General features: G+C 52.0%; 25 protein-coding genes. 12 read left to right on the top strand and 13 right to left on the bottom strand.

The window, feature by feature from the left end; genetic code table 11:
- Window positions 1-84: 84 nt before the first annotated feature.
- A complete protein-coding gene (locus AC3WQT_RS02020; protein ID WP_492701733.1) occupies window positions 85-1,404 on the top strand; it encodes a PQQ-dependent sugar dehydrogenase in 1,320 nt (439 codons plus the stop codon).
- 22 nt (window positions 1,405-1,426) lie between these two features.
- Here AC3WQT_RS02020 and AC3WQT_RS02015 read toward each other — a convergent pair whose 3' ends face one another.
- From AC3WQT_RS02015 to AC3WQT_RS02005, 3 genes are all read right to left on the bottom strand, one after another.
- Complete coding sequence (locus AC3WQT_RS02015) at window positions 1,427-2,275, bottom strand: YihY/virulence factor BrkB family protein (protein WP_492702517.1); 849 nt, start codon at window positions 2,273-2,275, stop codon at window positions 1,427-1,429.
- A 71-nt stretch (window positions 2,276-2,346) separates the two neighbouring features.
- On the bottom strand, window positions 2,347-2,493 hold the full coding sequence (locus tag AC3WQT_RS02010) for a lmo0937 family membrane protein (protein WP_423010614.1): 147 nt from the start codon (window positions 2,491-2,493) through the stop codon (window positions 2,347-2,349).
- A gap of 483 nt (window positions 2,494-2,976) precedes the next feature.
- A complete protein-coding gene (locus AC3WQT_RS02005; RefSeq protein WP_492701731.1) occupies window positions 2,977-4,083 on the bottom strand; it encodes a serine hydrolase domain-containing protein in 1,107 nt (368 codons plus the stop codon).
- A 178-nt stretch (window positions 4,084-4,261) separates the two neighbouring features.
- Here AC3WQT_RS02005 and AC3WQT_RS02000 point away from each other — a divergent pair, with 178 nt between their 5' ends.
- The 4 genes from AC3WQT_RS02000 to AC3WQT_RS01985 are packed head-to-tail and all read left to right on the top strand — an operon-like array spanning window position 4,262 to window position 7,915.
- A complete protein-coding gene (locus tag AC3WQT_RS02000) occupies window positions 4,262-5,455 on the top strand; it encodes an ABC transporter permease (RefSeq protein WP_492701729.1) in 1,194 nt (397 codons plus the stop codon).
- A complete protein-coding gene (locus AC3WQT_RS01995) occupies window positions 5,455-6,324 on the top strand; it encodes an ABC transporter ATP-binding protein (protein ID WP_492701727.1) in 870 nt (289 codons plus the stop codon). The genes AC3WQT_RS02000 and AC3WQT_RS01995 overlap by 1 nt, the downstream gene beginning before the upstream one ends.
- On the top strand, window positions 6,309-7,253 hold the full coding sequence (locus tag AC3WQT_RS01990; RefSeq protein ID WP_492701725.1) for an MlaD family protein: 945 nt from the start codon (window positions 6,309-6,311) through the stop codon (window positions 7,251-7,253). Before AC3WQT_RS01995 ends, AC3WQT_RS01990 begins: the two co-directional genes overlap by 16 nt.
- Window positions 7,250-7,915: an ABC-type transport auxiliary lipoprotein family protein gene (locus AC3WQT_RS01985; protein ID WP_492701723.1), complete on the top strand. Its 666-nt coding sequence runs from the start codon at window positions 7,250-7,252 to the stop codon at window positions 7,913-7,915. Before AC3WQT_RS01990 ends, AC3WQT_RS01985 begins: the two co-directional genes overlap by 4 nt.
- Before the next feature lie 2 nt (window positions 7,916-7,917).
- On the opposite strand, the gene AC3WQT_RS01980 is transcribed toward AC3WQT_RS01985, so the two are convergent.
- From AC3WQT_RS01980 to AC3WQT_RS01970, 3 genes are all read right to left on the bottom strand, one after another.
- Window positions 7,918-9,705 (bottom strand): FAD-dependent oxidoreductase, encoded by a 1,788-nt coding sequence (locus tag AC3WQT_RS01980; protein ID WP_492701721.1) that lies wholly within the window; start codon window positions 9,703-9,705, stop codon window positions 7,918-7,920.
- Between the two features lie 198 nt (window positions 9,706-9,903).
- Window positions 9,904-10,206: an ElaB/YgaM/YqjD family protein gene (locus tag AC3WQT_RS01975; protein ID WP_492701719.1), complete on the bottom strand. Its 303-nt coding sequence runs from the start codon at window positions 10,204-10,206 to the stop codon at window positions 9,904-9,906.
- 86 nt (window positions 10,207-10,292) lie between these two features.
- Window positions 10,293-10,829, bottom strand: a complete 537-nt coding sequence (locus AC3WQT_RS01970; protein WP_492701717.1) for a ferritin-like domain-containing protein — start codon at window positions 10,827-10,829, stop codon at window positions 10,293-10,295.
- A gap of 160 nt (window positions 10,830-10,989) precedes the next feature.
- Here AC3WQT_RS01970 and AC3WQT_RS01965 point away from each other — a divergent pair, with 160 nt between their 5' ends.
- Window positions 10,990-13,083 carry an AsmA family protein gene (locus tag AC3WQT_RS01965; protein ID WP_492701715.1) on the top strand — a complete coding sequence of 698 codons (2,094 nt, stop codon included), beginning with the start codon at window positions 10,990-10,992 and terminating at the stop codon, window positions 13,081-13,083.
- A 52-nt stretch (window positions 13,084-13,135) separates the two neighbouring features.
- Here AC3WQT_RS01965 and AC3WQT_RS01960 read toward each other — a convergent pair whose 3' ends face one another.
- From AC3WQT_RS01960 to AC3WQT_RS01945, 4 genes are all read right to left on the bottom strand, one after another.
- On the bottom strand, window positions 13,136-13,330 hold the full coding sequence (locus AC3WQT_RS01960) for a hypothetical protein (RefSeq protein ID WP_492701713.1): 195 nt from the start codon (window positions 13,328-13,330) through the stop codon (window positions 13,136-13,138).
- A 37-nt stretch (window positions 13,331-13,367) separates the two neighbouring features.
- Window positions 13,368-13,769, bottom strand: a complete 402-nt coding sequence (locus AC3WQT_RS01955) for a PRC-barrel domain-containing protein (RefSeq protein ID WP_492701711.1) — start codon at window positions 13,767-13,769, stop codon at window positions 13,368-13,370.
- Between the two features lie 324 nt (window positions 13,770-14,093).
- The gene (locus AC3WQT_RS01950) at window positions 14,094-14,489 is read right to left on the bottom strand and encodes a PRC-barrel domain-containing protein (RefSeq protein ID WP_492701709.1); all 396 of its coding nucleotides are present in this window, start codon (window positions 14,487-14,489) and stop codon (window positions 14,094-14,096) included.
- Between the two features lie 337 nt (window positions 14,490-14,826).
- Window positions 14,827-15,228: a PRC-barrel domain-containing protein gene (locus tag AC3WQT_RS01945; RefSeq protein WP_492701707.1), complete on the bottom strand. Its 402-nt coding sequence runs from the start codon at window positions 15,226-15,228 to the stop codon at window positions 14,827-14,829.
- Window positions 15,229-15,578: 350 nt separating this feature from the next.
- Between AC3WQT_RS01945 and AC3WQT_RS01940 the strand changes: the two genes are divergently transcribed.
- The 3 genes from AC3WQT_RS01940 to AC3WQT_RS01930 all read left to right on the top strand — a co-directional run bounded on the left by AC3WQT_RS01940 (window position 15,579) and on the right by AC3WQT_RS01930 (window position 19,293).
- The gene (locus AC3WQT_RS01940; RefSeq protein ID WP_492701705.1) at window positions 15,579-17,213 is read left to right on the top strand and encodes a methyl-accepting chemotaxis protein; all 1,635 of its coding nucleotides are present in this window, start codon (window positions 15,579-15,581) and stop codon (window positions 17,211-17,213) included.
- Window positions 17,214-17,365: 152 nt separating this feature from the next.
- Window positions 17,366-17,821 (top strand): MarR family winged helix-turn-helix transcriptional regulator, encoded by a 456-nt coding sequence (locus tag AC3WQT_RS01935; RefSeq protein ID WP_492701703.1) that lies wholly within the window; start codon window positions 17,366-17,368, stop codon window positions 17,819-17,821.
- Window positions 17,822-18,273: 452 nt separating this feature from the next.
- Entirely contained in the window at window positions 18,274-19,293 is a 1,020-nt protein-coding gene (locus tag AC3WQT_RS01930; protein WP_492701701.1) for an alpha/beta hydrolase, read from the top strand.
- A 177-nt stretch (window positions 19,294-19,470) separates the two neighbouring features.
- Here AC3WQT_RS01930 and AC3WQT_RS01925 read toward each other — a convergent pair whose 3' ends face one another.
- The 3 genes from AC3WQT_RS01925 to AC3WQT_RS01915 all read right to left on the bottom strand — a co-directional run bounded on the left by AC3WQT_RS01925 (window position 19,471) and on the right by AC3WQT_RS01915 (window position 21,520).
- Window positions 19,471-19,905: an EamA family transporter gene (locus tag AC3WQT_RS01925; protein WP_492701699.1), complete on the bottom strand. Its 435-nt coding sequence runs from the start codon at window positions 19,903-19,905 to the stop codon at window positions 19,471-19,473.
- Between the two features lie 16 nt (window positions 19,906-19,921).
- Window positions 19,922-20,479, bottom strand: a complete 558-nt coding sequence (locus tag AC3WQT_RS01920; protein ID WP_492701697.1) for a hypothetical protein — start codon at window positions 20,477-20,479, stop codon at window positions 19,922-19,924.
- Between the two features lie 63 nt (window positions 20,480-20,542).
- Complete coding sequence (locus AC3WQT_RS01915; protein WP_492701695.1) at window positions 20,543-21,520, bottom strand: AraC family transcriptional regulator; 978 nt, start codon at window positions 21,518-21,520, stop codon at window positions 20,543-20,545.
- Window positions 21,521-21,677: 157 nt separating this feature from the next.
- On the opposite strand from AC3WQT_RS01915, the gene AC3WQT_RS01910 reads away from it, so the two are divergent.
- The 3 genes from AC3WQT_RS01910 to AC3WQT_RS01900 all read left to right on the top strand — a co-directional run bounded on the left by AC3WQT_RS01910 (window position 21,678) and on the right by AC3WQT_RS01900 (window position 24,183).
- Window positions 21,678-22,520: an oxidoreductase gene (locus AC3WQT_RS01910; RefSeq protein ID WP_492701693.1), complete on the top strand. Its 843-nt coding sequence runs from the start codon at window positions 21,678-21,680 to the stop codon at window positions 22,518-22,520.
- 172 nt (window positions 22,521-22,692) lie between these two features.
- On the top strand, window positions 22,693-23,619 hold the full coding sequence (locus tag AC3WQT_RS01905) for a TIGR02285 family protein (RefSeq protein ID WP_492701691.1): 927 nt from the start codon (window positions 22,693-22,695) through the stop codon (window positions 23,617-23,619).
- Window positions 23,620-23,706: 87 nt separating this feature from the next.
- Window positions 23,707-24,183, top strand: coding sequence for an Lrp/AsnC family transcriptional regulator (locus AC3WQT_RS01900; protein ID WP_492701689.1), 477 nt, complete (start codon window positions 23,707-23,709; stop codon window positions 24,181-24,183).
- Window positions 24,184-24,186 lie beyond the last annotated feature (3 nt).

Below are 24,186 nucleotides of genomic sequence, written 5' to 3'. Positions count from 1 at the left end.
TTGACGAACAGACGTGTTGTCACGCCAGGTGTTTTCATATTGTTCATTCGAGAGCTGTTTTTTGGCATGGCTCGGGAGAAATAGATGACACTCAATAAACATATTTTCCGCGCCTGCATGCTTTTTAGCTTGCAAGCATGCATGGTGGCCCCCGCACATTCTGACACGCCGGGTTTTGGCAGTCAGCCGGTTTTACCTGAACCAGATAAAAAGCTGCTGCCGACCGTGAATATCGCCAAAGCCATAGGCTGGGCAGAGGGAGAAAAGCCCGTCGCTGCTGACGGTTTGGCCGTTTCTGCCTATGCGCAAGGTCTGGATCATCCGCGCATGTTGCATGTATTGCCAAATGGCGACGTGCTGGTGGCAGAAAGCAATGCGCCTGCGGTGCACGACACTGTCAGTGGCGTCAAGCGCGTCAAGAAATGGGTAGAGTCCATGGTCAAGGGATCTGCCGGTGCCCAGGTCAAAAGTGCTGACCGCATCACGCTTTTGCGTGGCATGGATAGCCAGGGCAAGGCCACCACGCGCACTGTCTTCCTGCAAGGCTTGCATTCACCTTTTGGCATGGCACTGGTAGGTGATTATCTGTATGTCGCCAATACCGATGCCATCATGCGTTACCCCTACCAGCGCGGACAAACCCAGATCACCGCGCCCGGTACCAAACTGGCAGACCTGCCCGCCGGCACAATCAATCATCATTGGACCAAGGATCTGGTCGCCAGCCCTGATGGTTTGCGTCTGTATGTCTCTGTCGGCTCTAACAGCAATGTCGGTGAAAATGGCATGGATAAAGAAGCAGGGCGTGCCGCCATCCATGAGATAGATATCGCCACTGGCCGCATGCGCGTGTTTGCCAGTGGCTTGCGCAACGCCAATGGCCTGGCCTGGCAGCCACAAAGTGGTGCCTTATGGGCAGCGGTCAATGAAAGGGATGAACTGGGCAATGATCTGGTGCCTGACTACATGACTTCAGTAGTGGACGGCGCATTTTATGGCTGGCCCTACAGCTATTTCGGCCAGCATGTGGATGTGCGCGTCAAGCCGCAGAGACCTGATCTGGTGGCCAAAGCCATTACCCCCGACTATGCACTCGGTGCGCACACGGCATCGCTGGGACTGACATTTTACAACGCAAAACTACTGCCCGAACGTTATGCTGGCGGCGCATTGATTGGTCAGCATGGTTCATGGAATCGCCAGCCGCACAGCGGCTATAAAGTCATCTTTGTACCATTTTCGAATGGCAAGCCCAGTGGTGCACCGCAAGATGTATTGACAGGATTTTTGACTGCAGATGGTAAAGCCAGAGGGCGTCCCGTTGGTGTTGCAGTAGATACTGCTGGCGCGGTATTGGTGGCAGATGACGTTGGTAATATCATCTGGCGGGTTACTGCAAAATAGCTGGCCTTTGAGTCCTGAGTGATCAAGGTGGCATCCTGCTTTCATTTTGCAGGCTGCCCAGACTGTACGCATATTGACGGGTAAATTCTGCCCCCAGCAAAAAAATCTGGGCTGAGTAATACACCCACAATAAAATGGCGATCATTGATCCTGCGGCACCAAAACTGCTGGCCACGCCGCTATTGCCGATATACAGGCCAATCGCGTATTTACCCGCATGGAACAGGCCTGCCGTACCCAGCGCACCAACCCAGACATCATTCCACGACAGGCGCACTTTTGGCAGCATCTTGAAGATGACGGCAAACAGGCAGGCAATCACAGCAAAGCCGACCATGGCAGACAAAGGCAGGAATACCAGGGAGATGGCGAGTTGGCTGCCGCTCCAGTAATGTTCCAGCGCCGCCAGCACGGCATTGATCACCAGTGACACGAGCATTAAAAATGCCAGCACCAGGATCAGGCCAAAGGATAAAAGACGGGTACGCAGCAAATGCCAGATACTGCTATCGGCCTGATGCGGCACTTGCCAGATTTCATCCAGGCTTTCTTTGAGTTCGGCAAAGACGCTGGTGGCACCAATGAGTAACAGCACACTGGCAATCATGGTAGCCAGGCGGCCTTCTTCTTCATTACGCGCGCCCGCCAGCATGGCTTGTATGGCTTCTGCACTGGTGTGCCCGACCAGACTTTGCAATTGATGAAACAACTGTCCCTGTGCGGCTTGTTTGCCATAAAAAAAACCGGCAATTGCCAGCACCAGCACCAGGATCGGTGCCATGGAAAACAGCGTGTAGAAAGCCAGCGCCGCGCCCTTGCTGGCAGCACGGTGGCGTAGCCATTCACTCAGGGTGCGCTGCAAAATGTGGATAATTTCCGGCAGCAGCAAAGGTAAGGCGATGCCATGTTTTAGCAGCGCCCCGAGTGCAGACAGCAAAGGCTTCAGAGTCGCTCGCCGCGTATCACGCGGACCAGTATCATGACGATAGCGATCACCAAAAGGATGTGGATAAAGCCACCGATGGTGTAAGCCGACACCATACCCAGCAGCCACATGACAAGTAAAATTACCGCGATAGTATAGAGCATGATTTTTTCTTTCTTTAAAAATGCACAATCATTAGAGTTGCGCTCGGGTTTAAGAGATGCTGACAAACAGATAAGCTCAGATTCGCTTTGATGATCTTGCAATTGTTATCTTGATCAATAAACCGTATCGACAAATGTGCTTTATCTGAAGCACACTTGCATCCTGATGGAGTGGCAAATAGGCGTCTGTTCGCCAGCGCACGGAAGTGGGACAGGAAAAAGCCGAAAATAAATGTCAGTCAATTCTTACTGCACATTTTCTACCCAGGAATTGCGCGTGACTGTCCGCAACAATAGAGCACTTACGCAAAATCGCTCCAGCACAAACGGTGGCCCACAAGGTACTTGCATGAAGATGCGGTACTGGGTCGCTGGAGTGATTTTGTGTAAGTGCTTTGTTCAATCCTGGCCTATGCAGGACGTACGGGCAAACCCGATCACCTGTTCGGGCATTTTGGGCATTTCGAGCAGCTCAACTATGCCTCAGGAAACAGCGCTTGCACCAAGCAGGCTGTAAGCGAATTCATCCAGGGTTTTTTGCGATATATCTGTATTGTTCAAAATGATGACGGTATCTTCACCATCCAGGCGGTGTGCGAGTACTGAGCGATAACCGGTCGTCCGTCCAGTTTCCCAGCCAAAGCGCTGCGGCTGTCCGGCGATTTGCAGGGTCTTGACACGGCCACCCAGGGCATAGTTTTCACTTTCAACTTCAATATGCGTGAGCTGTGTCAGTGACGCAGGTGTGATGAAATTCTGGTTGAAGACGGAATAAGCCGCTCTCATCAAATCGTCCGCCGTGCTGTAATACCCACCAGCAGCAGCCATATATGGCTGACGCCGGTCAGTCTTTCGCACAGCTGGCTGGATGCTTGCATACGCCACAGCGGTCGATGCATCATCGGCATAAGCCTGGTCGGCGCGGGTGACTGGCAACCGCAGCGGGTCTAGAGTAATAGCACGCATGGCTTGCTGGAAGTTCAGACCAGTGACCGCTTCTATGATAGCCAACACGATGATCCAGTTGGTGGCTGCATAATCAAACCTGCTGCCCGGCGGGAAAATCAAATCACCCTGACAAAATTCCCGCATGGCTTGTGCCGTATCCATGCTCGTCGTGAACAAGGCAGGTTCAGCCTTGATCCTGGAAGAAAACAGATTCGGTATGCCGCTGCTGTTAGACAGCAAATGGCGCAGTGTCACCTTGCTGCCGGTATTCTTGTTGAATGATGCCAGGTAGGTGCCGACTGGCGCATCAAGCTCCAGCTTGCCCATTTCAATTAACCGCAATACCGTGACCGAAGTCAGCCATTTTGAAATAGAGGCAACCGCAAACGGTGTATCTACCCGCAAAGGCCGTTGCTCTTCAATATTGGCCATCCCAACTGCGCGCGCAAAAGTCACTTTGCCCCGCTTGCCCAGCATCACTACGCCATAGAAGGGCTGGCTTTTGAAGAAGGTATTGACGATTGCATCAACCACCTCGTTGTCAGAGCCGGCGAAGCCAGTATCATTGCTGGCAAAAGCATGCGGACTCAATAGCACTGCTGCACTACTCAACATGAAGTCTCGCCTGTTCCAGTGTTTCATCCTTAGTCCTGTGAGGTAGGTGATGTAGCAATGGATGAGTGACTGTAATTCTTGGGATTGGTTCAATTCAGACACTGATGCGTCAGGTAATGAAAGCCAGGCTTGGTACGCCAGCGTACAGATTAAGCCTCAATAAAGCGGCAAGCTAGCCTGCATGTGCATCCAATAATAAATCATCATGCCCGCCGTTCCCTCCAGCCCCATCAAACCTGTCACTGAGGTGGCAAGTAAAGTTGCCAGCCCCAGGGCTGCCAATGATCCTGCGCCCATGCCTGCCAGCATCAAACAGATCACGCCAGGCGCACTGCAATTTTCCGGTACGTGGACAGTCTGCCAGCTAGGCAATGTCATTCGCCAACTGGATTCTTTGCTGATGCGACATGAGGCAGTATTGGAACTGGATGGCCAGCAAATACAAAAGATAGACAGTATTACCGCCTGGGTCTTGCAGTCGCGCCTGAAGAAATTGCGTGACAGTGGAGTACAACTGAGCATGCAAGGCTGGCCTGCGCAATATCAGAAAATGCTGGATGGACTTGGTGAGTTGCCGCATGATGCAAGCCCGGTCATTAAAACTCCGGGCATGCTGGAAAAAATCGGCAAGGCCAGCGTAGACGTAGTCAAAGACAATCTGGCGCTGTTGAGCTTTTTGGGTGAAACTGCAATCAGCCTGCTGGGCCTGTTCCTGCACCCGCGCCGCTGGCGTGGCCGCACTATCTTGCATAATATCCAGATCGCTGGTTTTGAAGCGCTGCCCATAGTCGGTGTCACTTCATTCTTGCTGGGTATCGTGATCGCCTATCAGGGAGCTGACCAGCTCAAGCATTATGGCGCGAATATCTTTGTCGTCGAACTGGTTGGTTATGCCATGCTGCGTGAATTTGCACCGCTGATCACCGCCATCATCATTGCTGGTCGCTCTGGCTCTGCCTATGCGGCGCAGATAGGTACCATGGTGGTGACAGAAGAAATCGATGCCCTGCAAACCATAGGCATCAAGCCCATAGAGTTGCTGGTGTTGCCCAAACTGGTCGCGCTGATGCTGGCCCTGCCACTGCTGACGCTGTTTGCCGATCTGATCGGTGTCACCGGTGGCATGCTGATGGCCAGTAGCCAGCTGGACGTGGGCATGCATGAATTCGTCGATCGCTTTGCTACAGAAATCCCTCTCAAGACGCTGCTCATAGGTTTGGGTAAATCGCTGGTGTTTGCAGCGGTGATTGTCATCATCGGCTGCTATCAGGGTTTTCGCACCAAGGGCAATGCCGACAGCGTAGGCCGCCAGACCACGCGCAGTGTGGTGCAGGCGATATTTATTGTGATCGTGCTGGATGCCGTGTTCTCTGTCATTTTCAATCTGTTGGGATTGTAATGACAGAAGCCCAGTCCACGTCCCAGGCAGAGAGCTATGACTATGCCATAGAAATGCAGCAGGTCTGCACCCGCTTTGGTGATAAGGTCGTGCATGAGGGGTTGGACTTGCAGATACGCCGTGGCGAAATTTTTGCGATCGTCGGTGGCAGTGGTTCTGGCAAATCAACCTTGCTACGGGAAATGATTTTGCTGCATACGCCGGATTCCGGCACGGTCAAGGTACTCGGTTGTGATCTGGCTGGTATCAGTGACGAACAGGCCAGCTCCTTGCGACAGCGTTGTGGTGTTATGTTTCAAAAAGGCGGTTTGTTTGGCACGCTGACCGTCACAGAAAACATAGGCTTGCCCTTACGCGAACACAGTGATCTGGATGAGGCAAGTATCAATGAAATCGCCGCCTGGAAATTGTCGCTCAGTGGTCTCAAGCCAGAATCTGCGGGCCTTTATCCGGCAGAGTTAAGTGGTGGCATGCTGAAACGTGCCGCACTGGCAAGGGCATTGGCGCTGGACCCGGAACTCTTGTTCCTCGATGAACCGACCGCCGGCCTGGATCCTGCCAGTGCCGGTGGCCTGGATGCCTTGCTACGGCATCTGCACGCGCTATACCAGCCCACCATCGTGATGATCACTCATGACCTGGATTTGTTATGGCAAGTCACCCACAGGGTGGCAGTACTGGGTGAGGGCAAGGTGCTGGCGGTAGGCACCATGGAAGAATTGTCGAAGCTGGAGCACCCCGTCATCCGCGATTATTTTGATGGCGCACGCGGCAGGGCTGCGCAGCAACAAGCAGGAGAATCTGAACATAAGAACGAATATAAGAATGAACAAAAGAGCGCACAGGAAAACCCATGGAAACCAAAGTAAATTATGCTGCCGTTGGTGCCTTTGTACTGGCATTGGGCGCGCTGCTGGTCGCTGCGGTATTGTGGCTGTCAGTCGGCCTGGGCAAGCGCGAGCAAACCGTCCTGTATCAATCTGTCGTCAATGAGTCGGTCTCAGGTTTAAATCTGGACGCGCCGGTTAAATACCAGGGCGTGAATGTAGGCAAGGTACGCACTATCAGCCTGGACCCCAGCAATCCGCAGCAGGTACGACTGGTATTTTCGATTATCGCGGGTACACCCATCAAGACCGATACCCAGGCGGTATTAAAAACCCAGGGGCTGACCGGCATCGCTTATGTAGAGTTAAGTGGTGGTTCACCTGCCGCACCACTCTTGCAGGCGACAGAGGGCCAGGCCTATCCGCAGATACCGACTAAACCGTCTTTAAGTGCCAGGCTGGAAAATGTCCTTAGCGCAGTGCTGGCCAATCTTGACCGTACGGCTGCCAATGTCAACGCCATCCTGAACGATGAAAACCGCGCCGCCTTCAGCAAGATTTTACGTGACACCTCCACCGTCATGGATACGCTGGCCTCGCAGAAAAATGCCATGCGCGTGGCTATCAGCAATGCCGCTGTCACCACTGCGAATACTGCCCAGGCCAGTGCCAAAATAGATGCTTTATTCCAGCGCATAGGCAAGAGCGCTGATGCCGTAGCGAGCATGGCAGACAAGGCTGGCGCTGCCAGCGACAGCACCAGGAAAACTGCAGATGAACTGGGCGGTGGCGTACGCCAGTTAAGCAGCGATACCCTGCCGGAATTGCAAAGGCTGATGGCTGAACTGACGACCTTGTCAGCCTCCATGACGCGCCTCATAGAACAGACAGAACACAATCCCAGCAGTTTGATCAGAGGGCGAAAAACCCCACCGGCAGGTCCGGGCGAATCTAAAGGAGTCACACCATGAAGCAAATACGGACGAATTTTTTGACGCAATTGAGCGCAGCCAGTTTAATGCCCGTACTGGCATTAACCCTTGCTGGCTGCTCAGCCCTGCAACCCGCCAACGTGCCACCGATGGCAGTTTACCGGCTGGATGCAGTCGCGCCCGGCAGCTCGCCTGCACCTGCTACTGCTACGGCCAGTATCCTGGTTGGCAATATCCGTGCTGCTGCCGGATTTGACACCAGTCGTATGCTCTTCATGCGCCAGCCATACCAGGTTGAAGAATTCCAGCAAAGCCAGTGGCAAAAACCACCCGCCGCCATGCTCATGCCTCTGGTCGCTACTACGCTGGAATCCAGCGGCATCTTCAAGGTTGTCTTGCAGGCTCCCAGCGCCGTGTTGACCACTTACCGGCTGGATCTGGAAATACTCAGCCTGCAACAAGACTTCAGCAGCACGCCTGGCCGCATTCACTTTAAACTGCGCGCTCATCTGTCAGACCGGCAAAATCAGCAAATCACCGCCTGGCGCGAATTCAGCATCAGCATCCCAACCACCAGTGAAGATGCTTATGGCGGCGTCCTCGCCAGCAACCAGGCCGTGGCCCAGGTCTTGCAGCAATTGCGGGTTTTTTGTGTAGAGCAAGTAACACAAACAGCGCAGGCAAGAAAAAAGCTGCCCTGATATCAGGTTAAACGAGTAAAGCCATCCTTACTCCAGTCTTCACTACCTACACCATGATGGACAAAGAATAAGCCATCAGGATCGTAGGTAGTCTTGATGGAGCGCAGCTTTGCATAATTGTCGCCCCAATAGTCTTGTTGCCAATTGCTGTTGAAGTAATTGCTCTCAGAAACATAGGAACCTGAGTCCGGTGCAATGCGGCGTAGCTCGGCGGCGGCGTTGGCAATATTCTTGGCGTTTTTACGTGCTGCCTGCAAATTAGCCGGGGCCGGGTGTGGTTTGGCTGGCATGGACGGTTTTTCACCATCGGCGATAATAACCAGCACAAAGGCATCGACAACAGCGGGGTTAGTGGCCGTCTGCAGAGTGGCAGCGCGCACCTCTCGCGATGCCCCAGCCAATCCCTTGCCAAAGAACAGCCGCAGCATTTGATGACGGCTAGCATTATGCAGGGCAGCCACCAGTTGCGCTTGTTGTTGTGGCTCCAGCAAGCTGGTGGGCAGCCAGAGCGAATCATAACCATGCAAAATGATTGCCAATTCGTCCAGGTCACTCTTGCTCCAACCATGATGTCTGGGTGCGCCTTCCCGGGTATCGGCAGTCATGGAATTGGTATTTTTCTGTACATCCCACCAGCCACGTGCATCCCAGGCCCCGGCACCCAGGGGCGACTGTATGGTAAATACATCGGGGCGGGCTTTTACCCAGTCAAAAAGTGGTTCCCATGCTGCTTGCACCTGAGTTGCGTCCAGGCCCTGGCTGATCATGCTGATTTCCATGATATTGCCTGTGCCCACATGGATATGTTCACCCCAGTGCGGATTTAGCAAATGTGTTTTGTAATGAGCTATGAAGTGTGCAAGCAACTGGTTGAAGGCAGCGTCCGATTTCGCTGCTATCTTGCCCCAGGCCGCGCCAAAATACTGTGGTAAATCATGGGTGCGTAGTGTCAGTCGGGTGACTACGCCAAAGCTGCCGCCGCCACCGCCTTTAATCGCCCAGAATAGTTCTGGCTCCTGGCGTGGATTGACTACCCTGACCTGACCATCGGCCGTGACGATCTCAGCTTCCAGCAAGTTTGCCGCCGCTGTCCCAAAACCCTTGGAAAAAGAATTGAAGCCGCCACTCTGCACCAGACCCGCGACGCCCACCGTCATGCAGCCACCACCTTGCACATAGCGTCCTGCCTTGGTCGTCACGGCATGGTATAAGTCTATCCACATCGTGCCAGCACCTGCGCTGACTGCAGGCACGGGAGACTGATGGCCTTCGCAGCCAGTCGCCACGAAGGCATCGTGCAAGACCACCTGATCCATGGCCCTGGTCCAGATCAGCAAAGAGTCAGGCGCACTGGAAGTGCCAAGATAACTATGGCCACCGCCCTTGATGACCAGCCGTAAATTGTGCTCTCGCGCAAAGTTGACTGCCGCAGCAATTTCTCCTGCATGAGCCGCCTTGACAGCATAAACGCTGCTTGCCGGAGCCCAGGCATCAAGCCAGCCTGAATTTTGCGTTCCCTCAGGTTGGTCTCCCACCCAGTAAGGGTTCTCCATGTATTTCAATGCGCCGTCGCTATCGCTCAGCGAGGGTTTTATTGCCAGAAGATGACCATTTGTGTCCCGCCCCAATTTGCGCCATTGGACAGTAGAGGGCCAGCCAGCATCAGTAGGCCGTAAGCGTTGCCGTGTTTTTGCCAAGGGCTTCAATTTATTTTTGGCATAGGCCAAGGGTAGCAGACTGTAAGCCATAGCAGATGCCAGACTATGCAGGAAATACCTTCTCTTCATCATGCCCCCTCCCGAGCGAAATTAGTCAGAGGAGTATATTGGCAGTGGCAGGTAGAGCCACGCAGTATGTGGCGAACCGGGCTTGTATGGTGGCGAGCCGGATGGTGTTGTGTTGAGTTACAAAAAAAAGCTGCTTAAGACTTTGAAAGATAGAGGGCTGTGCAGCCAGGTGCCACACAGGCCCTCCGATGTAGTAAGTGTTTATTTACGGCAGCACAACAAGCCTACCAGCAAGCCTACAGTTGCTGCTGCGCCCAGGGTACTCCATGGATGATCCTTGACATAAGCATCGGTAGATTCTGCGACCTGCTTGCCAGTAGCGACCACCGATGCCTGTGCATCATGCGTCATCTGCATGGCTGAGTCGACCATCTTCATCCCGCGGGCGCGCATTTCATCGGCTTTTTCGCCAGTGAGGGCAGCGGCTGCATTAAACAATGCCTGTGCATCCTTGAGCAATACTTTGATGTCTTTGTTGACGGATTTAAAATCAGATTCGAGCATGATGGTTACCTTTCAGTGTAGGGTTGGGTACTGCAATATTTGAAGCTGTTTTTAAACTTTTTACTGCTTTGGTGTTGCCTTTGTTCTTAAGCCAGCAAATCTCTCATGTCGTCCGCATGTTCTTCTTCCTTCGCCATAATTCCCACCAGCATATGTCGTGTGGTCGGATCGCTATCGCCGATTTTTTCCAGCATTTGCCTGTACGATTCTATGGCGACACGTTCAGCGATCAAGTTGGCTTTTACCATGGAAGTCACGTCTTCTGTATCGTCATACTCAGCATGGCTGCGTGCAGTCAGTGAAGCCGGGTTGAAATCGGGTTTGCCATTCAGCTGGATGATGCGTTCTGCCAGCAAATCGGCGTGGGCTTGTTCTTCCATCGCATGTGCCAGAAATTCTGCCTTGATAGGGCCGTTGTGTACGCCAGACACTGTGTAATAATGACGTTTATAGCGCAAGACGCACACCAGTTCCGTGGCCAGGGCGCCATTGAGCATGGCGATGACTTCTTCACGCTTGCCTTGATAACCTGCAGTGACGGCGCCGTCATCAAGATTTTTGGCTGCTTCGCGGATGGCAGCAGTGTCCATGCCATTGCGGAGATTGCTATTGACTTCATGCATGATGATTTCCGGTTAAATTAAAGAGAATTTCAAGAGCGGTCTGTAACGCTCAGGTTCCTTTATAAATCCTGCCAAAAGTGACGTCAGTACGCTGCCGTACATAGAGCATAATAGTTTTGCAGTAGGCTATAGGCAGGCGATAAAAGGCAAACAGATATTCATGAAACCCAACAATAAAATATTGCGCATCAGTCTCTGGCTAGTGCTTGGCGTCGTCAGCCTGGCAGCCATTTGTGTGATGATTTTGATCAATATGGACTGGAACCGCGCCAAGCCCTGGCTCAACGAACGTACCAGTGAAGCCCTGGGGCGGCCATTCAGCATACGCGGCAACCTGGCGCTGAGCTGGGAAAAGCAGCTCAGCGGGCCAGAAACGGCAACAGGCTGGCGTGGCAAGATTCCCTGGCCACATTTACTGGCGCAGGACATCCATATCGGTCAGCCGGCAGCCATGCCAGAAACAAAACCTGCACCTGGCCCGGCACTTGTGTCAGCTTCTGCATCAGCCCGGGCAGTGGCACCGCCAGAAGACATGGCACATATCAATGAAGTGTCTTTTTCGCTGAACCCGCTGGCCTTGCTGGAAAAAAGGCTGGATATACCCTTGTTGCGTTTTCAGGACAGCAGTCTTTTTCTGCAGCGCTTTGCCGATGGTACAAATAACTGGACCTTCAAGAAAAGCACTTCGTCTTCACCCTGGCGGCTGGAATTGCGCAGGCTGGTACTCAGCCAGGGCAAGGTACATTATATTGACGCCATCCGGCATGCCGATATCACTGCCGATATAGAAAGCCTGACTACCGAAGCCAGCTACGGTATCAGCTGGAAGCTCAAGGGCAAGCTGTATGGTGAAGCTGTCACAGGCAGCGGCAAGGCCGGTGCCATCCTGAGTTTGCAAAACCAGACCCAGCCTTTCCCCATCATGGCACAACTGCAAATGGGGCAAACCAAGGTAAGTGTTGAAGGCAGTGTCACCAAACCCAGCGAGCTGGCTGCGGTAAACATGCATTTGCAAATCTCGGGCAACAGCATGGCGCGCCTGTATCCTTTAACCGGCATAGTCTTGCCCGAAACGCCTGCCTATAGCACTGCAGGCCATCTCAGTGCCACGCTGGGCAAGATCGACAATCACTGGAAGTATGAAAAATTTACCGGCAAGGTCGGTTCCAGCGATCTGTCTGGCAGCCTGGATTACCAAACCAGAAAAGCAAGCAAGTTACGCCCCCTGCTGCAAGGCAATATGAGTTCTGAAGTCTTGCAATCTGCCGACCTGGCCCCGCTGGTCGGTGCCGACTCCAATGCCAGCAAGCTCAAGCGTGGTACGCCTGCGGTACAACCAAGTGACAAACTCTTGCCAGTAGAAACCTTTCGTACCGAGCGCTGGCGCGCGATTGACGCAGATGTGAGTCTGAGCGCCGCCAAACTGATACGTGAAAAAGTGCTGCCCATACACAAGTTGCAAACCAGGCTGCTCATGAAAGATGGCGTGATTTCCATGTTGCCACTGAGTTTCGAGTTGTCTGGCGGACAAATGCAGGCGCATATCACGCTGGATGGCAATGGCGGCGGCAGTAATAAAGACAGCGATAGCGACAGTGTCCATGCGCATGCCATAAAGGCAAAAATGCGTGTTACAGCAAGACATGTACAGTTGCAAAAGTTCATACCTACACTGGCGACATCAAAGCTGACTGTGGGCGAAATCAATGCTGATGCCAACCTGGCAGCTACCGGTAACTCTGTGGCAGGTTTGCTGGCAACCTCCAATGGTGAATTGAGCAGCATGATAGACCATGGATCAGTCAGCAAGCTCTTGCTGGAAGAAATGGGGTTGAATATAGGCAATGTCATCCTGACCCGTCTGTCTGGTGACAAACAGGTCAAACTGAATTGCATGCTGGCAGATTTTGCTGTCACCAATGGGCAAATGAATGCACGCAGTTTCTTGATTGATACTGACGAAGCGCTGATCGACATCACAGGCAGTATCAATATGCAGAAGGAAGATTTGAATCTGACCATCAAACCCAATAGCAAGGGTTTGCGTGTACTGTCCTTGCGTGCGCCACTGTATGTGCGAGGTACTTTTTTACATCCGCAAATATCTGTCGACAAGGGCGTGATGGCCATGCGTGCCGGCGGTGCCATAGGCCTGGCCTTGCTGAGTCCATTTGCAGCACTGCTGCCACTGGTCAATGCCGGACCTGATCAGGCCAGTGGCTGTGGCAGCTTGTTGAAAGCAGGAAAAAAATAGCAGGCTTTTTAAAGGCTGCTATTTTTTATATTCCTGATGAAAAGTATTGCCATCAATATGGACTGGTCCTGATCATTGTTGCTACTTCACGTGTCTCAGCCAGCACTTCATTGACTGCCATCTGCAAGGTGTACTTTGCTTCTTCCGCTTCACGTACTGGCTCTGGTGTGCGGAACAAATGACGGCTGCGTTTGTTGAGGGCTTTTTCATATACCTTGAAGGCAAATTGCATTTCTGTGTAATCCATATTGTTCTCCTGTTTTCCTGTTGTCCTGATCATCGCTTCATGTTTTGGTGCCGTAATGGGCATTGACCGAATCTACCCAGATTTCATCTGCCATGTCCGGCCACTGGTCAGGATCAAAGCCAGGGGCACTTTCAAAATGGCTTTTCTCTATATTCAGGATAAAGCGCTTGTTGACTGTGTCCAGCGTCAGGGCAGACCAGGGTATGGCAAATAATTTTTCACCTATTCCCAGCAAGCCACCATGAGCGACGACTGCATAGGCTATTTTGCCAGTGCGCATGTCCAGCATGATTTCCTTGACTTCGCCCAGGTGTTCATCCTTATGGTTGACGACATTGTCACCAGTCAGAGTGCGCGCACCCATCACCTCGGGGCCTGGCCCCTTGTGAGCATTGTTATCCGGGCCCGTGTCATAAATGTTGGAATTAATATCAATCATTATCTTTTCCTTCAATAGAAATGGAGACTCCAGTATGTGCGCCGCAATCAGGCAGATCAGTTCGATAGCGTACACATGAAGTATTTTTTTATGTGCCTGGAAATGGAAGGGCGGGAGAACTACGGGATGTCCCGGAGGGAAGACTTATTCTTTGCGGCGGCTGGCTGCCGGATTTGCTTTTTAATGCAAAAGGCGCTGCAAAGACCAAGTTTGCAGCGCCAGTTTCTTCTATTCATCATCAACAAAAACGAAATGCTGCTGTTCGTAAACCAGGGTCGTCATTCTGACTGCCGCGATCTGCTCACGCAACGCTTCGTCATGCTTTCATACTGTCAGGCCGTAGTAGCTGTGTATCGAATCTGCCCATGCCTGGTTTGCCATATCCGGCCAATGGTCAGGGTCAAAACCAGGGGCGTTTTCAAAGCGGCTTTTTTCTATGTTCAATACAAAGCGCTTGTTAATCGTATCCAGCGTCAGTGCAGACCATGGTACTGCAAACAGTTTTTCGCCTATGGTCAATATGCCGCCAAAAGCCACGACCGCGTAGGCAACACGGCCTGTGCGCATGTCGAGCATGATTTCCTTGATGTCGCCCAGGTTTTCATCAGCCTGGTTGACAACACTGTCACCTGTGAGGGTGTTGGCACCCATCAGTTCAGGGCCTGGGCCTTTGTGACCATTGCCAGGTTCAATAGGGATATAAGTTGTATCAAGCATCATCTTTTCCTTCTGAGTAAGTTGAGGTCTGAGCATGCGCGCTCAAACTGATATGAACAGTTCGATAACACACATAGCAAGAAATTATTTTTGTTCTGAGCAGAACCAGTAAGTAGTCCAATAAGTAAGCCAATAAGCAAACCAATAAGCAAACCAATAAGCAAATCAATAAGCAAATCAATAAGCAAACCAATAAGCAAATCAATAAGACAAACCAACTATATTCTTTGACACATTTTTTTCAGTATCCATTGCCTGAGTATGGAATGGATACTGATGAAAAACGACATGCCGGTGTTACCTGTCGATAGGGTTTGTCATGGACATTTCCGTCATGCAATCACAGGTTTTTGCTGTAATAACTTTGTACTGAGTCCGTCCATGCAGGATCTGACGTATCCGGCCAATTTTCGCTGTCGAAACCAGGGGCATTTTCAAAATATGATTTTGCTATGTCCAGAACAAAGCGTTTGTGGACTGTGTCCAGACTCAATGATGACCACGGTACGGCAAACAGTTTTTCGCCTATTCCCAGGATGCCGCCATGCGCGACTACGGCGTAGGCAATACTGCCTGCATGTGTGTCCAGCATGATTTCTTTGATGTCGCCCAGATGCTCATCGGCATGGTTGACAATCTTGTCACCGATCAGTGTGCCCGCGCCCATCAAATCAGGGCCAGGGCCACGGTGAGGATTGTCCGTAAGATCAGGGATGTAAGCGACGTAAGGATTATCGAGCATGATATCTCCTTAAGAGTGAATCGAGCTTATAGCATGCGCGTTCAATCTCACCTGAACAGTTAAATAACGCACATAGCAAGAAATTTTCAGAGCATAAGCCGCCTGTAAAAACAGCTTGCCAGCGCAGAAAGATTGCGGCCGGTGTTTGCACCAGATATGCAAGGCAATGTCATTTCAATATGAATGTGAATTCATATTGCTGACCGTCAAACATTGCTAAATTTGGTTTTCCATCCGGCAATTATCCTATACCTTCATATTTATCAAAGCAAAGAAGCGCGACGGGTAAAGGCGCTGATGCGTTTTTGCTATTTTATTTATTTCTAAAGATTGACGATCGGGGCAGGGTTATGAAGACGACGCTAAAAACCAGGCTCATGCTCGTGATGGGCATCATGAGCGCATTCATGATACTGGTCGGCCTGACTGGGCTGTATGCGATGAGGGCCTCACATGAGAGTTTGAAAAGCAGCCATGAAGCGCATGCCCTGGGCCTGGAAAAAATCGCCAGCGTAGACAAATTATTATTGAGCAATCGCTATGTTATCCTGGCTGCACTGGCTGACCCCGTGCCAGAAAAAATGCAGGTAAGCGCAGATGAAATAGAGCGTGACCATCATGCGATAGATCAATTATGGATAGAGCTTGCCGGCATTCCCATGTCACCTCTGGCCAGAAAAAAAACAGATGAATTGAAATCCTTGCTGGCCAGTTTTGATCGTGCAGTTACCCTGCCTGTCATCAAAGTTCTGCGCGACGCTGACACAAGAAAAACCAAAGAAATCAGCCTTCTTGCAGACCGCCTGAAAGACCCCATCATCAGCGCCATGAATAGTTTGCGCGGCATGCAGTCGGACATGACAAAAAAAGAGTATGAAAATGCGGAAGCAGGCTATGCGACCCTGCGTAATCTGATGTTGGCGGTCATTGTTCTGGGTCTTGTCCTCGCGGCAGCGTTGGCGTACTTTCTTATCCATTTCATGTATCGTCAACTGGGTGGTGAACCAGCTTATGTGGCACAGATAGCCAGGCAAATCGCTGACGGTGATCTCAATGTCAGTATTTCGCCAGAAGTGCCTGAAGACGCCAGTGTATTAGCCTCCCTGCAGCAACTGCAGACCCGGCTGACAAAAGCCACCAAGGACATGCGCCTGAGTACCGGCAACATTACCAGGACATCGGGCCAGATATTGAGCAACAATATGGTGTTGTCTTCACGCATGCAGCAGCAGGCTGGTTTACACAGGCAAATAAGCTTGGCCACCAAAGAACTGACATCAGAGATACGCCACAATGGCGAGCAAGCGCGCCAGACCATGCAGCATGCTGATGACGCCAGCGAGCTTGCCGTTAAAAAAGGGCAGGCAGCCAGCGAGGCGTTCACAGTCATGACACAGATCCGGCATGCGTCGGACAAGATTCTTGATAACATCCAGGTGATTGATGAGCTCGTCTTCCAGATCGATACCCTGACCCTGAAGGCAACGTTAGAAGACGCAAATACATCTGATGCAGGGAGTAGCTTTGCCACAACTGCACCAGAAATGCGCGACCTGGCGCTATGCGTGGCCTGTGCAGTCAATGAAGTAAAAAAACTGCTCGCTGAGACGCGTGAAAAACTGGATGGCAGCAGCAGGCTGATCAGCCAGAGCAACGCTGGCACCGAGCAAATGCTGGCTGCCATGCAGCATGTCAACAGCTTGATGGCAGAAATCAGTACTTCCGCCAAAAAACAGGAAGCCAGCATCAGGCAAATCAAGCATGCCGTCAGTGACATGGACTATGCAAACCGCAAAGACGCTGTCCTGTTAGGGGTAGCCAGCACTGCCACCAGGTTGCTGGAACAGCAGGCAACTCATCTGGCGCAAATGGACAACGGATTCAAACCTGGTGCTACACACAGGCCGCAGGCACAATTGCAGATCGTCAACACGGTTGCGGCAGAGCCGCCCAAACGGCCTAACTTGCGTCTTGTACGCCCTTAGGGAACATTTGCAGGGTGAGCCGCGTGCCCCAGAGTGTCAAAACCTAAATGCCTTGGAAAATGCGATATGGTGCGCACGGCGCACCTGCTAACCGGTTAAATATTTAAAAAAATAGCTTGCAAATAAATAGTGCACTATTTAAAATGCAAAGCATGAAAACCACAACCAATAAAACAGCGTCAACGCCGCAACTGGGTGACCAGCTTTGTTTTGCCCTGTATTCAACTTCGCTGGCGATGAACAAGTTGTACCGCAAGTTGCTCAAGCAAATGGGAATCACCTATTCGCAGTATCTGGTGCTGATGGTCTTGTGGGAGCAGGATGAACAAACCGTGAATGACATAGGTGAGCGCCTGATACTCGATTCGGCTACCTTGACACCTTTGCTCAAACGCATGGAAGTACAGGAGTTGATCACCAGAGTCAGGTCAGCGGCAGATGAACGCCAGGTGATTATCTCGTTGACCAAAACTGGCAGCGACTTGCGCAAGCAGGCAGCGAGTCTGCCAACTTCGGTCTTGTGTGCGACCGAATGTACTGCCGACGAGGCGCGTGATCTGAAGCAAGAAATTCTGGCCCTGCGCGCAGCGCTGATGAAAAATGTTTGAGCACATGCTTGAATGATGGGATCTTGTCTTGAGTAACAGGCTGTTGATCAATAGATGTTGACCACAAGCCTGTGTGCTTTTAATGTGAGCGTGCATGAGTTTATCCATGCTTAAAGCAGTTTTGGCGTTTTTATTCCTGACAGATAGGTAGTTCGCTATTTAATAGCGTATATATTTATATGTGGATATTAATGTATGGATATTAATGTGCGGATAAGTGAATCCGCAAGAGGATGCAAATGTGAATTGCGAAGACGGACAATATCCGCTTGTCCAAGGCATCGTTTCGTCGCTAGCAAATCTTGTAAATATATAGCGCACTATTTAATAGTGAATTATTTAATGTAATAAGTCGCCAGAAGAACTACGTCAGGCGATCAGAAACAAAACCAGTTTTGTAGTACCCCCCAACGGCAGTAATCACGCTGCCATCACATGAAAAGGAAATGACCATGACACACTTGAAATCGCTCCTCGCTGCAAGCGCCATCAGCTTCGCCGTTACCAATGCCGTCGCGGCGGGTAGTCCCGGTGTCGAACCCACTACGCAAGCCTTTTTGCAGGCGCTGGAAGCCGGTGGCGGTAAACCGCTTGAACAGTTATCGGTAGCCGATGCGCGTGGCGTGCTGGTGGGTGCACAAGCCGGTGTCAAGCTCACATTGCCTGCTGCTGATGTGTCTGAGAAAATCATCAAGGTCGATGGTGGTGACATCAAGCTGACTATCGTACGTCCTGCCGGTGTCAAAAAAACCTTGCCGGGCTTTATGTTCTTCCACGGCGGCGGCTGGGTATTGGGTGACTATCCTACCCATGAAAGACTGGTGCGTGACCTGGTGGCAGAATCCGGTGCCGTCGCCATCTTCGTTAACTACACACCCTCACCAGAAGCCGGTTACGGCGTTGCCATCAAGCAGGCTTACGCCGCGACCAAATGGGTGGCAGAACACGGTAAAGAAATCAATGTCGATGGCAGCCGCCTGGCGGTGGCAGGCAATAGCGTAGGTGGCAATATGGCAGCCGTGGTCAGCCTGATGGCCAAGGACAAGGGCGGCCCCAAACTGCGCTCACAAATCCTGCTGTGGCCGGTGACGGATGCGGACTTCAATAATGACTCCTACAAGCAATTTGCTGAAGGCCATTTCCTGACCCGCAATATGATGAAATGGTTCTGGGACAATTACACCACCGATGCAGCCAAACGCCAGGAGATCTACGCATCCCCTGTGCGCGCCACGACTGAGCAATTGACTGGCTTGCCGGCAGCCCTGATACAAACCGCTGAATTTGATGTCCTGCGTGACGAAGGCGAAGCCTATGGCCGCAAACTTGATGCCGCAGGCGTCAAGGTCACGACCATACGCTACAAGGGCATGATCCATGATTTTGGTTTGTTGAATGTGCTGGCCAAAGTACCGGCTGTGCGCTCGGCGATGCTGCAGGCGGGTGGGGAACTGAAGGCGAGTTTGAAGTAAGGGAGGAAGGCCGCTTGAAGTTAGCAGGTTGGGGCTGGGCCTCGTCAGACTTGTAGGTTGGGCTACGGTGTATCAGCCCAACACTTGGCCTTTAATAGACGTACACGTTGTTGTAACGCCGAGCGTTGGGCTGGTAAACCGTAGCCTAGCGAGGCCCGGCCCAACCTACGAAACTGCTCACCGCTTGAACGCCAACAACAAAACCCCGCCTGCCACCATGCCTATGCCTGCCCATTCCTGCAAGGATGGCCGTTCATCCAGAAACGCAAAGGCAAACACCGCCACCAGCACCAGGCTGAATTTATCGACAGGCGCGACCTTGGATGCATCACCCAGCTTCAATGCGCGGAAATAACATACCCACGATGCTCCCGTCGCCAGGCCAGAGAGGGTAAGAAACAGCCAGGTCTTGCCAGACAGGGCGAGTGGGTTCGCCCATTTACTGGTGTACACCACAAACAGCGATAGCACGACGATGATGATGCCGGTACGGATCAGGGTGGCAAGGTCAGAATCTACGCCCTGTATGCCTATCTTGGCAAAAATGGCCGTCATCGCCGCAAACATCGCCGACAGAGCGGCCCAATAAAACCAGGCATTGGATGTGCTCATTGCTTGCCTCTGGTTTTCAAGTTTTTGATTGGGCCACTTCCAGCCTGTAAAAACCTGCGACAGGATCGTTTTGCACAGTCTCTGCTGTAATCGTCGCATTCTCGTCACTGAAATGCACAGGTGGCAGCGTAATGCCATTGATGACAGCTTGCAGCGTATAAGCAGGCCCATTGCGCAAATTGTATGGAATAAAGCCGCGCGACTGGGTGATTTCCTGCTCGAACAGGCCATGCATCTGGATGATGAAACTGACAGCAGGTGTGCAGGTCTTGTACAACTGCATGAAGGGTGGTTCGCTGCTGCCGCTTTCCACCAGGCGCAAGACATAGGACTTGTTTTCCAGGTCCTGCTCCATCTGTGCAATGTAGGCGGCGGTGTCGTTCAACTGCATCCTGTCCGACACGTATTCCCGGTTCTGGAAGTTGGCCTTGGCGACGATGGTGCCTATGATATGTGTGTGGATTTCCAGCTTGTGGTTACCACCTATGCGCGCCCAGTGCGCGATGACCAGGTCGCCTTTGTTGACGGTGAGAAATGCTTCGTAGCCAGTGTTGTTGACGACAGTAATAGTCATGGGGAAACTCCTTGCTGAAGGTAGGCAGGCTTGAGGATGAGATTATTTTACCTTGTATTTTGATTAAGACAAGCCAGCCCCATCATGCATGCGTAAAGCCGTACGCATTTGCCTGACTTCTTCCAGCGGGCTGCGGCCAAACAGACGCTTGAATTCACGGCTGAACTGTGAGCTGCTTTCATACCCCACGGTATTGGATGCGGTATAAGCATTCATGCCAGAACGTATCATCAGCAGGCGCGCCTTGTGCAGACGCATGGCCTTGATGTACTGGATAGGCGTGGTGCTGGTTACCTGCTTGAAATGCAAATGAAAGGCAGGCAGGCTCATACCAGACTCACGCGCAAGGCTATCAACGTCAAGCTTGTCGCTGAAACCTTCATGTATCTTGCGCAAGGCACGGGTGATTTTTTGAAAGTGGCTGCCCTGGCTCAGGGCTGACCGCATGGCCGCACCTTGTTCGCCCATGAGGATGCGGAAATAAATTTCACGCACGATGGCAGGTGCCAGTATCTTTGCCTCCAGCGGCGACGCCAAAGCCTGCAGCAGGCGCAATGCAGCTTCTGCCAAAGTATCGTCGACCTGTGTGGCATACATGAAGGCTGCTGTGGCATCTGTGCTGGCAGAGTTGGCAGATTCGGCAATCTGCGCCTCTTCAACCGCCAGCGCCAGTTCTGCCGCCAGAGTTTGCTGTATGCCGACATGGATGCCCAGCATGGGTTGATCTGGCGTGGCCTCGGTATCTGCTTCAAATGGCATGGGGGCAGATACCACCAGATACTGCCTGGCATCATAGACAAACATGGCATCGCCCAGATAAGCGCGCTTGCGCCCCTGCACGATGATGCAGATACAGGGCTCATACATGACAGGCGTACGGCTATACGCCTGGTTACTACGCATGAAATGCACATAGTCCAGCGCAGATGCAGTAAAGCCTTCCTGCGGTGCCATGCTGGCCACCATGGCGCTCAGCTTGTGATTGATGTCGTCCTTGCTTTGCATATGCTTGATGGTAGGAATAGAAATAGGAATAGGCATTCATCATAGCAATAATCTTTGCCGTTTAGCAGGCCGAATTACTGCCAGAAATAGGATTAGGCAAGAATCAGAAAGTTTCCGGCATTCAGTTCATGGCGTTATTTACCTATCATGGCCTCATTCCTGCAAAGCGCGGGTAACTACTGAAAGCTAAATCATGAAACAAAAAACCTGGTTAATTACTGGTGCCACCCGTGGCATAGGCGCAGCCATCGCCAAGGCCGCACTCGATAGCGGCGACAAGGTTGTCGTTACTGGCCGCGATATCAGCAAACTGCAAACCCAGTTTGCCAGCTATGGCGACAAGGTGCTGGCGTTGACACTGGATGTCAATGATGAAGCCCAGGTACAAGCCGCCGTCAAGGCAGCTTGTGCACAGTTTGGCAGTCTTGATGTGCTGGTCAATAATGCGGGCTATGGCCAGCTTGGCCTGTTTGAAGAAATCAGCACCGCAGAAATCCGCCAGCAATTCGATACCAATGTCTATGGCAGCATGAACATGGCACGCGCAGTCTTGCCCGTCATGCGTGAACAAAGACGCGGCCATATCTTCAACCTGTCATCGATAGGCGGCATCGTCGGTTTTGAAAGTGCATCTGTCTATTGCGCCAGCAAGTTTGCCATAGAAGGTTTCTCAGAATCGCTGGCGCTGGAAGTGGCACGCTTCGGCATCCATATCACCATTGTTGAACCCGGCTTCTTCAGGACAGATTTCCTCGACCAGACATCGGTGCGCTATGGTGACAAGACGATAGCCGACTATGCCAGCAGTGGTGTCAACAGCCGCGAGAGCTTTGCCAGCTACAATCACCAGCAAGCCGGTGACCCCGTCAAGCTAGGCGCAGCTGTGGTGACCATCAGCAATATGGCAGAACCACCGTTGCGTTATGCAGCCGGTTCAGACGCCATAGAAGTCGTCGGTGCCAGCCTGGAAAAACACCAGCAAGAGCTGCAGCAATGGCGGGTCTTGTCGGTATCGACGGATGGGGATTTTGCGTAACTCATGTATCGCAGTAGGGGGCGCCATGCACGCAGTCTTTGAAGTATGCTGAACAAAAATTGGCGTGCACGGCGCACCCTGCAGAAGTACCTCTTGTCCATCTTTGTCAAACTGACAAAATGTGACATACTGACACTGTGTTGTCGTGTAACAGTGATCAGGGAGAAGACGGATGCGAGATGCTTCATGTCTGGGTGCTTGTATTGCAAAGTGGATCAAGGGCATCACCCTGATCGCCAGCCTGCTTGTCAGTAGCATGATTCAGGCTGCAGGTCAGGCTGTCAGCGAGGTCAACTGGTATGTCTTCCCTCTGCCACCACTGTATATTCCTGATGGACCGGGTAAGGGCGAGGGCATTGTTGATCTTGCCCTGCAACGCCATCTCATCCCCAACTTGCCAGGCTACCAGCACAAATTCATCAATGTCCCGCTCAAACGCCTTGAATTGATGCTCAAGGATGAAAGCAATGCCTGCGCCCTGGGCTTGTTTAAAAATGCCGAGCGTGAAAAAACAATGGTTTTTTCTACGCCATTTTTTGCCCAGATACCACCCGGTGCCATGATCCCGCGTGCACAGATTGCACAACTGCGTCCCTATCTGGGCGCGGGCGATAAACTCAACTTGAGCAAGTTGCTGGAAGATGATGTGCTGACCGTCGGCGTGCAGAGTGGCCGCAGCTATGGTGCAGCGATTGATGAACTGCTGCTTGCTCACAAGGGCAAGAAAAGTATCTTCCTTAACAGCGCACCGAATGCAGCAAAAAGCCTGTTCCAGATGAATGCCCTGGGCCGTGTCAACCTCATGCTGGGCTACCCCTATGAAGCCAATTTCCTCAACAGCCGTGACAGTGCTGATTTTGTCGACCTGAAATTTTATCCCCTGCAAGAGCAACCCGCCTTCTTGCTGGGTTACGCCGCATGTTCCAAAAGCCCTTTCGGCGAACAGGTTATAGAACAGGTAAACACCGTACTCGCCCGTCGTGAAATTCTGGAGGCTATCTCCTCATATTATGAAGGCTGGTTGCCCGAAGACGCACATGCGCTGGCGCGCCAGGTATTCAGCCAGGCTTTTCAAGTCAAACCCAGGGTACGTAAATAGCCTGACTAGCAGAATGCTACAATCCGGTATTCAAGCAAATGGCGCAAACAGGGCTTCATTTCGCCAATTCCAGCCAAGTCAGACAACATGCAACTCGACAGATTCGACCGCCACTTACTCAACCTCGTGCAGCAAGACTCCAGCCTGGCGGCTGAGCGCCTGGCTGAACAGGTTCCCTTGTCACCGTCGGCCATACAAAGACGCCTGCGCCGCATGCGTGAGCAGGGTGTCATCATGCGTGACGCAGCGATTGTTGATCCGGCTAAAATAGGCCGCCCGAATTTCTTCATCGTCTCGCTGGAAGTCGAACGTGAGCGGCCAGAATTGCTGGCACAACTACGCACCTGGCTCAATGAACAGGAACATATACAGCAAGCCTTTTATGTCACTGGCGAAGTTGATTTTGTCCTCATCGTCACCGCACCCGATATGGAAGCCTTTGATGCATTGATGTCGCGCCTCATGCAAGAGAACACCAACGTCAAACGCTTCACCACCAATGTCAGCCTGGGGCTGGTGAAGCGCGGTTTGGCTATTCCTGTGCCATTGGATGAGGCTGATTAATTT

It is taken from the genome of Undibacterium sp. FW305-107 (genome assembly GCF_058788535.1).
This window is presented reverse-complemented; position numbering and strand designations above follow the sequence as displayed.